The following is a 14144-nucleotide window of genomic DNA, read 5'->3' on the forward strand; positions in this document are numbered from 1 at the left end:
GCCTAAATCCAATCACGTCCATTAATAAAATCCGTTAAAAGAGTGGCCTCAGCAGTACCCGCTTCGGGTTGCCAGTCGTAACGCCAGCGCACAATAGGAGGCATAGACATGAGAATCGATTCTGTTCTGCCCCCTGATTGGAGACCGAATAAGGTCCCGCGGTCATAGACTAAATTAAACTCCACGTAACGCCCGCGTCGGTAAGCCTGAAAATCTCTCTCTCGCTCACCAAAGGAAAGGTCTTTTCTTTTGTCAACAATGGGGGCGTAGGCCTGCAAAAAATGATCGCCCACGCTGGCCCACAGAGCCCGTGACTGATCCCAACCTAACTCATTAAAATCATCGAAAAATATCCCCCCCACGCCCCGGGGTTCACTGCGATGTTTTAAATAAAAGTATTCATCACACCATTTTTTAAACTGCGGATACCATTGCTGACCAAAAGGATTCAGTGCTTGGCGGCAAGTGTCATGAAAATGCACGGCATCCTCGGTAAACCCATAGTAAGGGGTTAAATCCATGCCACCACCAAACCACCACACAGGATCCTTCTGTTCATCAAAAGCAATAAAGCAGCGAATGTTCATATGTACCGTTGGCACATAGGGGTTTCTGGGATGCAAGACCAAGGATACGCCCAAGGCTTCAAATCTGCGCCCAGCTAACTCAGGACGGTGCTGTGTTGCGGAGGGAGGGAGGCCTGGCCCCATGACATGGGAGAAGTTCACGCCTCCTCGTTCAAATAAATGACCTTCCTCAATTAAGGCGCTGACCCCGCCACCCCCCTGGGGACGTTGCCAACTATCAAAACGAAAGGATTGACCGTCTAACTCTTCGCAACGTTTAACAATGTTGGCTTGCAAAGACATTAAATAAGTTTTAATTTCATTAACATCCATAATCGCTTTATCCGTAAAATCTCAATAAACAGTGAAGTGTAACATTTTCAGATAGAATAAAATAACCATGAAACAGACCAAACTCTCCCTCTCTGGACGGGCACTCAGACACTATTTGGCACAAGGCGGTGTCATTGCCTATGCCACACGGGCCGTATTTGGACTGGGTTGTTCACCCTACAGCCAACGGGGCTTGAAAAAAATTCTACACATCAAAAAAAGACCCAGTCATAAGGGGCTTATTGTGATAGCCCATGATGCAGAACAATTTAAAACACTCCATCAGCCCTTGAGTTTAGCAGAGCAACACAGGGTTAACCAAAGCTGGCCAGGTCCCGTCACGTTTCTTGCTGCCGCCTCACGGCGTGCTCTACCCTTAGTTCGAGGTCGCTATAAAAACAAAAAGATTGCTCTTCGAGTGGACGCCCACCCTGACACAGTAGCCCTGTTATCCACCATTAATATGCCGATTACCTCAACCAGCGCTAATTTATCGGGTCGCAGACCCATTCGTGACAGCCGGGAATGCTATCGTCAACTTGGTAAACAAGTGAGAGTGATCCGGGGAAGAGTTGCGCGCCATACTCAGCCATCAACCATCATTGATTTGGGCAACGACAGAATTATTCGCCCTTAAGAAGCGCTTTTTAGCGCCCGCCAGCCAATATCCCGTCGATATTGCTGCCCGGCAAATTCAAGGCGTTCAAGTCGTTGGTAGGCTTTTGAGGCAGCAAGACGTAAGGTATCCCCTAAGGCTGTCACACACAGCACTCGTCCGCCTCGCGTTACCCATTGCCCCTGATCGTTAACCCCAGTCCCCCCATGAAACACATGGGTATCCAAGGTAGTCTCTCCCTGATCAGTGATCACGTCCCCCACACGGGGAGTGTTAGGGTAATTATGTGCCGCCATCACCACCCCTACGGCACTACGTCGATCCCACTCTAACTGTACTTGATCAAGACGACCTTTTACTGCCAACTCAAGAACTTCCACCAAGTCTGACTTTAATCGCATCATAATAGGCTGAGTCTCGGGGTCCCCCATACGACAGTTAAACTCAAGGGTTTTTATCTCTCCCGCCGGGCTAATCATTAATCCTGCGTATAGAAAACCTGTATAAGTCCGGCCCTCAGCTTTCATACCACGAATGGCCGGCATAATCACTTGACGCATGGCCTTAGCATGAATATCGGGCGTCACTACCGGTGCTGGCGAATAAGCCCCCATGCCACCAGTATTAGGGCCCTCATCGCCATCTTGTAACCGTTTATGATCTTGACTGGTGGCTAAAGGACACACATTCTCGCCGTCAGAGAGAACGATGAAGCTGGCTTCTTCTCCCTGTAAAAACTCTTCAATCACCACCCGGTGTCCTGCCGCCCCTAAACTTCCTGCGAACATATGCTCTACTGCCTCGTGAGCCTCGGCGAGGGTCATGGCCACTACCACCCCTTTGCCAGCAGCTAAGCCATCGGCCTTTATCACAATGGGAGCGCCCCGCTCTTCAATGTATTGATGGGCTAAGGTGGCCTCCGAAAAAGTAGCATAGGCAGCCGTGGGAATATGGTGGCGGAGCATGAAAGCTTTAGCAAAATCCTTTGAGGCTTCCAGTTGACTGGCCAGCTGAGTGGGGCCAAAGATAGCCAATCCTGCTGCCCGAAAAGCGTCTACCACCCCCTCAGACAAGGGTGCCTCAGGGCCCACCACGGTTAAATCAATGGGTTCCTCTTGGGCAAAACGTAACCATTCCGAGACGCTATGAAGATTAACATTATACAACCCCTCCTCCTGTGCCGTCCCAGCGTTGCCTGGTGCCACATAGACCCGAGATACCTTTTCTGACTGCACCAAACGCCAAGCCAGGGCATGCTCTCGCCCTCCTGAACCAATAACTAAGATTTTCATGGGAATTAATGCCTAAAATGTCTTAAACCTGTGAAGACCATGGCGATGCCATGCTCATCCGCCGCCGCAATGACTTCCTGATCCTTGATGCTACCCCCTGGCTGAATAATCGCCGCGACGCCAGAACTGGCGATCACATCAATGCCATCTCTAAATGGAAAAAATGCATCGGAAGCCACCACAGAGTGCGCCAAGGTAAGTCCTGCGTCTTCAGCTTTTCTGGTGGCAATGCGCGTGCTGTCCACCCGACTCATTTGTCCTGCCCCAACCCCAAGCGTCATGCCTTCACGACAAAAAACTATGGCATTGGACTTAACGTATTTGGCCACATGAAAAGCAAACTTTAAATCCTCCATCTGTGCGGGGGTAGGCTGTATCTTAGTGACCACCTTTAATTGAGTTTCATCAAGGCTGAGGTGATCGGGGGTTTGAATTAATAAACCGCCTCCCACACGTTTCATATCCCAGCCGTTAAAGGACTGCGTGAGAGGGACTTGAAGCACACGAATATTGGCCTTTTGTTTAAATATCTCTAAGGCTTTTTTGTCATACTCGGGAGCTAACACCACTTCCACAAATTGTTGCTGTAAGGCTATGGCAGTGGCTTCATCCACTTTACAATTAAAAGCAATAATGCCGCCAAAGGCAGAGGTCGAGTCCGTGGCATAGGCACGCCGGTAAGCATCATGAGGGTTGTCAGCAGTGGCGACACCACAGGGATTAGCATGTTTTACGATAACACAGGCCAGTTGATCGAGTGTTCGCACACAGTCCCACGCTGCATCACTGTCGGCAATATTATTGTAGGATAATTCTTTACCTTGCCATTGAGTGTACTCACTGAGCTGCCCGGCAGGGGCATGAGGATCCTGGTAAAACGCAGCGCTTTGATGAGGGTTTTCTCCATAACGCAAACTTTGTTGACGAGTAAACGTTAAATGAAGACGCTGAGGATAACCCTGACTATCGTCCCCTTCCTCAACACAGGATAAATAATTAGCAATCATACCGTCATACTCTGCCGTATGGGAGAAGGCCTTGACCGCCAAACGAAAACGAGTGGCCTGTGACAGCTCATTATGATGAGCTGTCATTTCCTCTAGCACTAAAGCATAATCGAGGGGATCGGTAACCACCGCCACATGAGCATGATTTTTTGCGGCAGAGCGCACCATGGCCGGGCCACCAATATCAATATTTTCAATCGCTTCATCTAAGGTACATTCTGGATTGGCAACGGTTTCTTTGAAAGGATATAAATTAACCACCACCAAATCGATGGCTTGAATGCCATGTAAGGCCATGGCATCGCGATGGGTACTCACATCTCGACGGGCAAGAATACCACCATGGATTTTAGGATGGAGCGTTTTAACGCGCCCATCAAGCATTTCAGGAAAGCCTGTAAAATTGGAGACTTCAATCACCGCAATGCCCGCATCTCTTAATAAGCGCGCGGTGCCTCCTGTGGAGAGAATTTCGATGTGTCGCTGATGGAGTGCACGGGCCAATTCCACTGCACCCTGCTTGTTTGATACACTGATTAATGCTCGTTGAATAGCCATACGTTTTCCCAATTATTCCTGCGCCAAACCATATTGTTGAATTTTTTTTCTTAAGGTATTGCGATTAATACCAAGCACCTGTGCTGCCAAAGTCTGGTTGCCTTGAGTGTGACGTAATACCACTTCCAACAAAGGCTTTTCCACAGTATTAATCAATAATTCATGGACTCCCGTGCATTTCTCACCCTCTAAACGGATAAAAAACTCAGTGGCCAAACGACGTACACATTGCGCCAATTCCGATTCCTGTTCACTCATGCCGCTATGCCCTCAGAGTCTTCTTCTGTATATCGTAGACGTTCACTTTGCTCAGAATATTGATCAAAAAAGTCCATGACCGCTTGCTGTTGCATGTCCAGTTCCGTTAATTGATTCATGTGATGCCTAAATTGTGCCGAGCCCACTAATCCCTTGGTATACCAGCTAATGTGTTTACGGGCCACTCTCACCCCCGCCTCATCACCATAAAATTGATACAGATCAACCAAATGGGCGAGTAATACTGTTTTGATTTCAATCACCGAAGGAGGAGGCAATTTAGATCCAGTTTTTAAGTAATGATCAATTTCTCTAAAAATCCAGGGTCTGCCCTGTGCCGCACGCCCTATCATCAATGCATCTGCCTGAGTCTGTTCTAACACATATTTGGCTTTTTCAGGAGAAGTAATGTCTCCATTAGCCACCACCGGGATACCAATAGCATCCTTCACCGCGGCAATGGTCTCGTACTCAGCTTCCCCAGTGTAACCACAGGCTCTCGTTCTGCCATGAATGGCAAGGGACTGTATACCCGCTTGTTCCGCTATTTTGGCAACAGCTATCGCGTTGCGATGGGACTTGTCCCAACCAGTTCTAATTTTCAAGGTAACTGGCACCTTCACTGCCGCCACTACCGCTTCAACAATCGCTTTGACTAAGGGTTCGTTTTGTAATAGAGCAGAACCTGCCATAACATTACAGATTTTTTTAGCCGGGCAACCCATGTTGATATCAATGATCTGAGCTCCTTGATCCACATTGTAGCGGGCGGCTTCGGCCATCATTTTAGGATCAGCCCCGGCAATTTGTATGGCTTTGGGTTCCACTTCTCCCTCATGATTTGCGCGGCGCAGTGTTTTCTCAGAGCCCCATAACAGCGAATTGGAAGACACCATTTCTGAGACCGCAAGCCCTGCTCCCATACTCTTACACAGCATGCGGAAAGGCCGATCCGTAACCCCAGCCATGGGGGCTACAATCAGATTGGTTGTTAACTGGTAAGGGCCTATGCGCATAAAAGGATCATGATGTTCATTGGATAATTTACCATTATACCTCGAACATACAAAATTAATATTTCAGTGGGCCGCATCCCAATTATTTCCCCATCCCATCTCCACCTTTAAGGGGACATTGAGCGTCATCACGTTCTCCATAGAGCGAGGCAAAAGCTCTTTAATCACTTCTTGTTCATGATGAGGAACCTCTAAAATCAATTCATCATGAACTTGCATAATCAATTTAGTAGTTAATCGTTGATCATGCAACGCCTGATCCACCGCGATCATGGCGAGCTTGATCAGGTCTGCTGCAGTGCCTTGCATGGGAGCATTAATGGCAGCACGCTCTGCCCCCTGACGACGCATAGCATTACTCAGACTGATATCAGGTAACCATAAACGCCGTCCTAATACCGTCTCCACAAAGCCCTGTTGTTTAGCCTTAGCACGGGTCTCATTCATGTACCGTAAGACACCTGGGTAGCGCTGAAAGTAACGATCCATGTAAGCTTGCGCTGCTCCTCGCTCACAATTAATTTGTTTAGCGAGACCATAGGCTGACATGCCATAAATCAAACCAAAATTAATGGCTTTAGCAGCTCGTCGTTGCTCATCGCTCACCTCCTTTGCGGGCACACCAAAAATTTCTGCAGCGGTGGCACTGTGCACGTCCAAGCCTTGGGTAAAGGCATTGACTAAGCCCTCGTCCTCTGAGAGATGAGCCATGATACGCAGTTCAATTTGTGAATAATCCGCTGACACCAATAACTTGTTAGGTCCAGCAATAAATGCTTCACGAATACGACGCCCCTCCACGGTGCGGATGGGAATGTTTTGTAAGTTTGGATCACTGCTACTCAGACGCCCGGTAACGGCCACGGCCTGAGCATAGTGGGTATGTACTCTGTGGGTCTCAGGATTAATCATACGGGGTAACTTATCCGTGTAAGTGGACTTCAACTTAGACAGACTGCGATGAAACAACAATTGTTTGGCAATGGGATAATCCAGTGCAAGCTCTTGCAACACACTCTCATCCGTGGACGCTTCTCCCTTAGGGGTTTTTTTTAGTATGGGCAAGTGCAATTGTTGAAACAATATCTCTTGTATTTGCTTTGGTGAGTTTAAGTTAAAGGGCTGCCCTGCCAATTGGTGAACGTCTGCTTCAATTTCCATTAACTGTTGACCCAGTCGATCACTTTGTTGCTGTAATAAAGTCGCATCAATGAGAACCCCTTCGCGCTCCATTCGCCATAGAATATTTTGCATAGGAAGCTCAATATGTTGATAAATATCATTGAGTTTTGTCTGGGCGGTTAACGCTGAGGATAATCGCTGATGAATACGCAGCGTAATGTCAGCGTCCTCAGCCGCATAATGACTGGCATCAGTAATGGCCACTTGCTCAAAACCAATCGCTCTCGCCCCTTTACCCGTAATGCTCTCATAGGACGTTGTGTTTTCACCTAAGTGTCGCTTGGCAAGGCTGTCTAGATTGTGGGGGAGATGGGATTCGAGAACATAGGACTCTAGCAACGTGTCATGGGCGACGCCTCTTAAATGAATCCCATGATTAGCGAGCACATGAGTATCATACTTTAAATGTTGTCCGACTTTTTTATGCTCATCACTTTCAAGCCAAGGCTTGAGTTTTTCTAATACTTCCTTTATCGGCAGTTGATCAACCTGATCAGGGCCACAGTGTTGCAACGGCAAATAGGCCGCCTCGTGGGGACTTATCGAAAAAGACAGCCCCACAAGACGTGCAGCAAAGGGGTCCAGGCTAGTTGTTTCGGTATCTAACGCGGTTAATTGAGCTCCTTTAATTTTGTCAAACCATAGGTCAAATGCAGGCCAAGTGAGAAGCGTGTCATACTGTTTTTGTGCCACCACACTTTTGTGCTCTTCAGGCGGCGGTTGACGGGCTGGTGGCGGACTCGGCACACTGATGTCGTCTTCACGAATCAATTGACGAAGATCATATTTTTTTGCCAGCTGCACCAAACTCGCCTCTTGCCGCTCCCCCTTAATGAGGTCATTGAGTGCTACAGGGAGCTTAACATCGCAACGTATGGTTAACAGCTCACGAGCTTGGGGTAACCAGGTGAGCGCTTCTTTTAACCGCTCACCCAAGGCTCCTTTAATGTTATCGGCATGGGCCATGATATGCTCCAAAGAATCAAACTCTGCGATCCATTTTTGCGCTGTTTTAGGACCCACCTTGTGTACCCCAGGGACATTATCGGCACTGTCCCCAATGAGGGTTAAATAATCGACGAACTGTCGCGGATGAATACCATACTTGTTGCAGGCAGACTCCTCATCGAGTCTCTCGTTGGTCATGGTATTAATGAGCTGCACATGAGGCTGAATGAGCTGCACCATATCCTTGTCCCCCGTAGAAACCAATACTTCAGCGCCTTGGGCTACCGCTGTTTTCGCTAAGGTCCCAATCACATCATCCGCTTCCACCCCCGCTTCAACTAATAAGGGCCAACCTAAAGCCTGTATGATTTCATGCAACGGTTGAATTTGTTGAACCAGATCCTCTGGCATAGGTGGTCGATGAGATTTATAGTCAGGGTATAACTCATGTCTAAAAGTGGGGCCCTTTGCATCAAATATGCAAGCCAGATAATCCGGCTTATAATCATGCTCTAGACGCCTTAACATATTGAGTACTCCCACCATGGCACCGGTTGGGAACCCGCTATGGCTACTGAGGGCGGGTAGAGCGTGATATGCTCTATACAGATAGGAAGAACCGTCCACAAGCACCAATAAGGGTTTAGAATTGATTGGCATGACCACCTCAATTAATTAAATAAAGGAATTATCGCAAAGTTATGACAACAGAACTGAAATTAAATGGTAAGTTATTTCAGCTGGATACAGATCCTAACACGCCACTGTTATGGGTGATAAGAGATGTGGTGGGTCTAACAGGTACTAAATTCTCTTGCGGAGCAGGGTTATGTGGGGCGTGCACGGTACATGTTAACGGTGAGGCTACCCGATCCTGTATTACCCCCTTGTCCGATGCCGCTGGTAAAGAGGTCACCACCATTGAAGGGTTGTCGGTAGAGGGGGATCACCCCCTGCAACTCGCTTGGCAAGAGCTCAACGTGTCGCAATGCGGTTATTGTCAATCTGGACAAATCATGAACGCAGCGAGCTTGCTAAAGAAAAACCCTCATCCCAGTAGCAGTGATATTGATCAGGCCATGACCGGCAATTTGTGCCGCTGTGGCACTTACAACCGTATCCGCGCCGCCATTGAATTGGCCGCTAAAAAAGGCTAATCCGCATCATGACTTTTCGCTCACGCATCTTAACAAGCTTCATGTCACTCATGGTAATTGGCGTCACGCTCCCTTGCAGTTATGCTGAAGACAACAACTTTAAAAGCGCTCCCCCACCGCCAGAATACGGTGTCAACAAAGATAATAACGAACCTGCTGACGAACCACAGGTTACCATTGTGCAAAAAAGCGACGCCACCTTTGAAGAGACTCGCTATCACGGTAAACTATATAAAATTAAAGTCACCCCTAAAGTCGGCAAGCCTTATTACTTAATTGATGAGGAAGGAAAAGGGGTGTGGCACCGTTATGACGGTCCTGTTGATCAAACCATTGTTCCACAATGGGTCATTTTAAAATTCTAATATAACGATTCATGGCTGTCTTTACTACTGTTTCCCAAGATACCCTCTCTGCCTGGTTAGTAGATTACCAGGTGGGAGAGCTACTTCATTTTGAAGGGATCACCTCGGGTATTGAAAATACGAACTACTTTGTCACCACCACACGGGGACAATATGTCTTAACTATTTTTGAGAAATTAGCGCCAGCGGAAGTGGAATACTATTTGCACTTCATGGCTTATGTCAGCTTGCATCATCTGCCTTGCCCCACCCCCCAAATGAACCGTGAGGGACAACTCCAAGGGCGTTTATATAATAAACCTGCCACGTTAGTGTCTCGTCTCACAGGTCAATCCATTCTCTCGCCCAAGGAGGCGGAATGCGCCAAAATGGGAGCACTGCTTGCGCAGCTACATCTCGTAGGGCAACACTACCCGATGATTCACCTTAACCCTAGAGGGCGCAGCTGGTGGCAATTAACCGCTCCGCAAGTGATGCCGTTTCTAAATGAAGCAGAAAAACACTGTTTAACCTCTCAGATGGAGCAGTTATTATCACGGTCCTGGAGCGAGCTGCCCAAGGGAACGATTCACGCCGACTTATTTCGTGACAATGTTCTCTTTGACCATGGGTCAATTAGTGGCCTCATTGACTTTTACTTTGCCGGGCATGAGGTATTATTATTTGATTTATGCGTTGTAATTAATGATTGGTGTATGAATACCGACGCAACCCTGAATAGACAACGCTACCACACACTGCTGCAGGCTTACCATCAAGTCAGAGCGCTCACTCAGCCAGAAATGGTGGAACTCCCCTTTATGTTAAAGTCAGCCGCCATGCGTTTTTGGTTATCACGGTTATTTGATAAGTATTTACCCAGACAAGGCGCGATGATCCACGCCCATGACCCCAATTGGTTTTATCAGATGATAGAAAACTATCAAGGAAATCCCGCATTATGTCCACTTTAACGAATCCTGTTGCCGTTCCCCCTCTGCGCGGGATCCATTGGATTAGCGAGGGTTTTACGTTGGTATTTCATAGCCCCGTAGGTTGGCTCAGTGTGATGAGCATATGGTTCTTTTTCGCGTTACTGTGCTCTATCTTTTGGGGATTTGGACCTGTTTTATTTTCCTTAACGCTACCTATTTTCTTTGCCGGGTTGATGGTGGGTTGTCGTCACATCTCAGCAGGACGCTCTCTGAAAGTGCATCATCTGTTTACTGGATTTACCGTCAAAAACCCACGGCTCGTCGGTTTGGGAGGAGTCAATGTATTTTGGGAAGTGGTGTTATCAGTGATTACTCTCCTGTGGGGTGGACAACACATGACCAGTTTTCAGAACATGATCTTTGATAACACCACCAACGCTGAAGAATTACAAGTGATCATCAGCGAATTAACGCCCATGTTTATTACGCTTAGTTTGGTTCAATTGGTACTATTAGTATTAGGTTGGTATGCACCGGCTCTACTTATTTTCTCCCCGGTATCTTTGCTAGAGGCCATTACGGTTTCCGGCAAAGCTTGCGTGATCAATATACTACCTATTATTGTGTATCTCATCACGATGGCGGCCATCTTGGCAGCCATCGGATTCACTGTACTAACTGTGCCATTATTAGGTTTTTTACTAAGCTTGTTTGTGATTCCGACTATTGTGGCCAGTGTGTATGTCAGTTACAGCGACGTCTTCAAACAAGAGTCGCCCTCCACCCCTTAACTCTCTAATGGTGAGACATCAGTTGATTGGTGTCACTGACAATCTGATCCACCGTGCCAGGCATAGTCAAGGCTGCCCGAACTTGTCCTTTGGTATTGATTAAAAACACTGAACTGGTATGGTCAACGGTATACCCATCTTTAATAGTGTCATGTTGATTATTGCGTTGGTAGTAAGCTGATAAGCTTTTCACCAGAGGCTTAAGGGCCTCATCACTGCCGGTGGCACCAATAAAACTTTTATCAAAGGAGGTGACGTACTGTTTTAATATCGTCACGTTATCACGTGGCCAATCCACCGAGACAAAGACCACTAGCGGAGATTTTTCAGTACCCAGTTTTTGCGTTACTTTTGCCAAGGTGTTTAAGGTGGTGGGGCACACATCAGGACAATGGGTATAACCAAAAACGAGATAAGTCCAATGCCCCTCGAGGCTCGAGTTATCTAACACTCCCTCATGGGAAGTGGATTGTAATTTAAAGTTATCGATCTCTGGGCCATCATCGATAGCCACCACCAATTTACTGACTTTCATTTCCGAGGGGGCTGGTATAGTACTGACCCAATAAATTGCTACCATCAATACCAATACAGACAAACCTGCAATCACCGCAACGAATACTTTCATTTAATTTAACCTCACCACCCTAAATCCAATATTATTTGAACGCGTATGGGGATCGTCCGCACTGCGTCGTCCCACCTCAAGCTCATCGGCGGTATTATTCCACGCCCCCCCTCTTAATACTCTTGAGGGACAAGATTGAGACTGCTCGGGAACCATTGTATCTTCCCAGGCACTGCCATTGTTAGGAGCCCCTTTCAAGGATTCATGATAACAATCCTCAAGCCACTCCCAAACATTACCATTCATGTCAAACAAACCCCAATCATTAGGACGTTTTGTAGCAACCGCATGAGTGGTGTTATCACTGTTTTCCTTGAACCAGGCAATACTGGAGACATTGCTACTGCCACAATAATTTTGGCTAGTTCGTCCAATACAGGCATATTCCCACTGTGTCTCCGAGGGCAAGCTATAGTGTTTACCGGTTTTGGCATTTAGCCTTAAAATAAATACCTGAGCCTCTTCCCAACTGATATTTTCTACTGGACAAGCGTCACCGCAGCCAGTAAAGACGCTAGGATTGTGCCCCATTACAGCACGCCATTGGCCTTGGGTAATGAGCGTGGCACTCATTAAAAAAGATTTAGAAAAAGTCACACGATGAGGGCTATCGCCTCGGCTTTGATAACTTCCTGCAGGAATTTGCACCAAATCAGGACAGTTTGAACAATCCTTCGTCATCTCCGCTGCATTTGATACCAAGGATAACAACATCAACATGCCTACATTAAATGAGATAGTCAATATCTTCATGGTCACTCCCGATTTATCCCTAGAGCAGGGTATTGTTATGAATTAAGTGTAACTGAGTCAGCCTTTATTCTCAATCACCGAACTCAACTAACTTTCAGCCATGACCTATAGGTGTAATATTACATTACAGTTTGAATGCATTAATTATTTGCTAAGCAAATGCGCTTTTGATAGACTAAAATCATGAGTAAAACAATGATTATTAATTAACAAAGGGGGTGATATGGTAGTTCTAGATACTTGGGTAATGATTGTCCCAGTTATTTTATTTATTGGGGGTATTATTGTCTCCTTCAGTCTGGGTGGTATAGGGATTGATCGAGTCAAACAAATTCGCCAAAATGAAAGATAATTTTTGAAGAAACCTGGTTAAATAAATACTAACCAGGTTTTTTTATACTTAAAAGACAATAATAAAAATGATTATCAATAAAAGTGAAACACAACCTTTAGTTAAATTTTTAGTGGTGTCTGCCCTTTCTTTTTTGGTAGGGACCATTCATGGTATGTTACAAGTGATGCCCCCCATTAGGGCTTGGCTTGATTCCATAGGTAGTCCCTATGGCGGGCCCGGTCATATGATTGATCCTCTGGCCCATGCGCACATGAATTTGGTGGGCGGAGTAGTTATGCTAGCCATGGGGGCAACCTTCTATCTGTTACCACAATTCTCCGGTAAGAAACTGTACTCCAAGAAGCTGGTTTCTTATACGTTTTGGTTTACCGTAATGGGTGTCTACAGTTTTTACACCATTCTCATGGTCTTTGGTACCTGGGAAGGTTATCTAATGCTTCACGATCGTGAGATGTTAAGACAAGTTCATCAACATTATTACAGTCCACTGATGGCCTTATCTGGGACTTGTATGGCCATTGGTTTTCTTTTTTACTTCTTGAATATTGTATTAACTTTGGTTAAGTCCCCTAAAGCTATTGAGTCAACTTCAAAGGAAAACGTAGTTCGCCCACTGCATTTTCGTGCTTAACCTGAATCTGTAATACTGATCTTTCGCCGGGTTCGATTCTCACCGCTCGGCGATATACTCCCATCCGACCATCCTCAATCATCTGAACCCAATCGTCTTGTTTTGCAGTACGAATGGAGATAATCAAATCCCAGGCAGGAATATTTCTTTTAATATCGTTAGCGGTTACCACAATCTCATTCATACCCTGCTCAGGAGGGTTGGGACGAGTATCCACCTGCATACTGACTCCTTGCCACTGTTGAGGAGCAGGATCGCCATTTGAGTCAGAACTAGAGCATGCTGACAAGGTGAGGGCTCCTAACAATAACCAAGACAGCTTAAATTTATCCACCTGAACGCTCTCCTTATTTGTTTTGAGCATCCTGACTCCCTTGCTCACTGTTTTCTTTAACGCCGCCTTGAGCCGTGTCACCGTGCCATTTCACCATGTAGTAAACAAAATAACCTGCCACAGCAATGTAAGCTAAAGCTATTGCAAACCCCCAATCTAACCAATGCTTTTGATGACCAGGACGCGTTCCCCAAAAGGGGAAGGCGAGTCCGACTCCCACGAGTAAGACCACCACTACCACCGCAAAGAACCAATACGGGACGGGACGTTGAGATTCAGGAATTTTTTCCACCAACTCCCAATCCTCAAGCCCTCGTTTAGACCTTCTTTCCTCATCGGAGGCATAACCTAAATGATCATCAGATAATTTGCCCCATTGTGAGGTAACTTTATCCAGCTTTGGTTGATCGACTTGGTTCTCTTCCATCCCCTACCCCTCC

The 14144-nt window shown here is 46.6% G+C and carries 17 protein-coding genes; 7 read left to right on the forward strand and 10 right to left on the reverse strand.

The window, feature by feature from the left end; all coding sequences use genetic code 11:
• Positions 1-2 precede the first annotated feature (2 nt).
• On the reverse strand, positions 3-899 hold the full coding sequence (hemF, locus tag FERRO_RS01095) for an oxygen-dependent coproporphyrinogen oxidase (RefSeq protein ID WP_056929034.1): 897 nt from the start codon (positions 897-899) through the stop codon (positions 3-5).
• Between the two features lie 67 nt (positions 900-966).
• Here hemF and FERRO_RS01100 point away from each other — a divergent pair, with 67 nt between their 5' ends.
• Positions 967-1536, forward strand: a complete 570-nt coding sequence (locus FERRO_RS01100; RefSeq protein WP_056929035.1) for an L-threonylcarbamoyladenylate synthase — start codon at positions 967-969, stop codon at positions 1534-1536.
• Here FERRO_RS01100 and purD read toward each other — a convergent pair.
• The 5 genes from purD to polA all read right to left on the reverse strand — a co-directional run bounded on the left by purD (position 1533) and on the right by polA (position 8436).
• The gene (gene purD / locus FERRO_RS01105; protein ID WP_056929036.1) at positions 1533-2807 is read right to left on the reverse strand and encodes a phosphoribosylamine--glycine ligase; all 1275 of its coding nucleotides are present in this window, start codon (positions 2805-2807) and stop codon (positions 1533-1535) included. The genes FERRO_RS01100 and purD overlap by 4 nt on opposite strands.
• 5 nt (positions 2808-2812) lie before the next feature.
• Entirely contained in the window at positions 2813-4372 is a 1560-nt protein-coding gene (gene purH / locus FERRO_RS01110; RefSeq protein WP_056929037.1) for a bifunctional phosphoribosylaminoimidazolecarboxamide formyltransferase/IMP cyclohydrolase, read from the reverse strand.
• Between the two features lie 12 nt (positions 4373-4384).
• Complete coding sequence (locus FERRO_RS01115) at positions 4385-4630, reverse strand: helix-turn-helix domain-containing protein (RefSeq protein WP_056929038.1); 246 nt, start codon at positions 4628-4630, stop codon at positions 4385-4387.
• Positions 4627-5646 (reverse strand): tRNA dihydrouridine synthase DusB, encoded by a 1020-nt coding sequence (gene dusB, locus FERRO_RS01120; protein ID WP_056929039.1) that lies wholly within the window; start codon positions 5644-5646, stop codon positions 4627-4629. Before dusB ends, FERRO_RS01115 begins: the two co-directional genes overlap by 4 nt.
• Positions 5647-5709: 63 nt before the next feature.
• Positions 5710-8436 carry a DNA polymerase I gene (gene polA / locus FERRO_RS01125; protein ID WP_056929040.1) on the reverse strand — a complete coding sequence of 909 codons (2727 nt, stop codon included), beginning with the start codon at positions 8434-8436 and terminating at the stop codon, positions 5710-5712.
• Positions 8437-8477: 41 nt separating this feature from the next.
• Between polA and FERRO_RS01130 the strand changes: the two genes are divergently transcribed.
• The 4 genes from FERRO_RS01130 to FERRO_RS01145 are packed head-to-tail and all read left to right on the forward strand — an operon-like array spanning position 8478 to position 11003.
• On the forward strand, positions 8478-8933 hold the full coding sequence (locus FERRO_RS01130) for a (2Fe-2S)-binding protein (protein ID WP_056929041.1): 456 nt from the start codon (positions 8478-8480) through the stop codon (positions 8931-8933).
• 8 nt (positions 8934-8941) lie between these two features.
• Positions 8942-9298, forward strand: coding sequence for a DUF2782 domain-containing protein (locus FERRO_RS01135; RefSeq protein ID WP_056929042.1), 357 nt, complete (start codon positions 8942-8944; stop codon positions 9296-9298).
• Between the two features lie 11 nt (positions 9299-9309).
• Positions 9310-10251, forward strand: a complete 942-nt coding sequence (locus FERRO_RS01140) for a homoserine kinase (protein ID WP_056929043.1) — start codon at positions 9310-9312, stop codon at positions 10249-10251.
• Positions 10239-11003 (forward strand): BPSS1780 family membrane protein, encoded by a 765-nt coding sequence (locus tag FERRO_RS01145; protein WP_056929044.1) that lies wholly within the window; start codon positions 10239-10241, stop codon positions 11001-11003. Before FERRO_RS01140 ends, FERRO_RS01145 begins: the two co-directional genes overlap by 13 nt.
• A gap of 4 nt (positions 11004-11007) precedes the next feature.
• Here FERRO_RS01145 and FERRO_RS01150 read toward each other — a convergent pair whose 3' ends face one another.
• Both FERRO_RS01150 and FERRO_RS01155 read right to left on the reverse strand, forming a co-directional pair.
• Complete coding sequence (locus tag FERRO_RS01150; protein ID WP_056929045.1) at positions 11008-11631, reverse strand: SCO family protein; 624 nt, start codon at positions 11629-11631, stop codon at positions 11008-11010.
• Positions 11632-12384 (reverse strand): formylglycine-generating enzyme family protein, encoded by a 753-nt coding sequence (locus FERRO_RS01155; RefSeq protein WP_056929046.1) that lies wholly within the window; start codon positions 12382-12384, stop codon positions 11632-11634.
• A 223-nt stretch (positions 12385-12607) separates the two neighbouring features.
• Between FERRO_RS01155 and FERRO_RS10490 the strand changes: the two genes are divergently transcribed.
• Together FERRO_RS10490 and FERRO_RS01160 are read left to right on the forward strand one after the other, a co-directional pair.
• Positions 12608-12736 (forward strand): hypothetical protein, encoded by a 129-nt coding sequence (locus tag FERRO_RS10490; RefSeq protein ID WP_275044298.1) that lies wholly within the window; start codon positions 12608-12610, stop codon positions 12734-12736.
• Between the two features lie 67 nt (positions 12737-12803).
• Entirely contained in the window at positions 12804-13370 is a 567-nt protein-coding gene (locus FERRO_RS01160) for a cbb3-type cytochrome c oxidase subunit I (protein WP_056929047.1), read from the forward strand.
• Here FERRO_RS01160 and FERRO_RS01165 read toward each other — a convergent pair.
• Positions 13315-13734, reverse strand: coding sequence for a hypothetical protein (locus FERRO_RS01165; protein WP_056929048.1), 420 nt, complete (start codon positions 13732-13734; stop codon positions 13315-13317). The two genes, FERRO_RS01160 and FERRO_RS01165, sit on opposite strands and share 56 nt — an antisense overlap.
• Positions 13718-14131 carry a hypothetical protein gene (locus FERRO_RS01170; RefSeq protein WP_056929049.1) on the reverse strand — a complete coding sequence of 138 codons (414 nt, stop codon included), beginning with the start codon at positions 14129-14131 and terminating at the stop codon, positions 13718-13720. Before FERRO_RS01170 ends, FERRO_RS01165 begins: the two co-directional genes overlap by 17 nt.
• Positions 14132-14144: the final 13 nt, after the last annotated feature.

It is taken from the genome of Ferrovum sp. JA12 (genome assembly GCF_001431705.1).
In the GTDB taxonomy this organism is placed as follows: Bacteria; Pseudomonadota; Gammaproteobacteria; order Burkholderiales; family Ferrovaceae; genus PN-J185.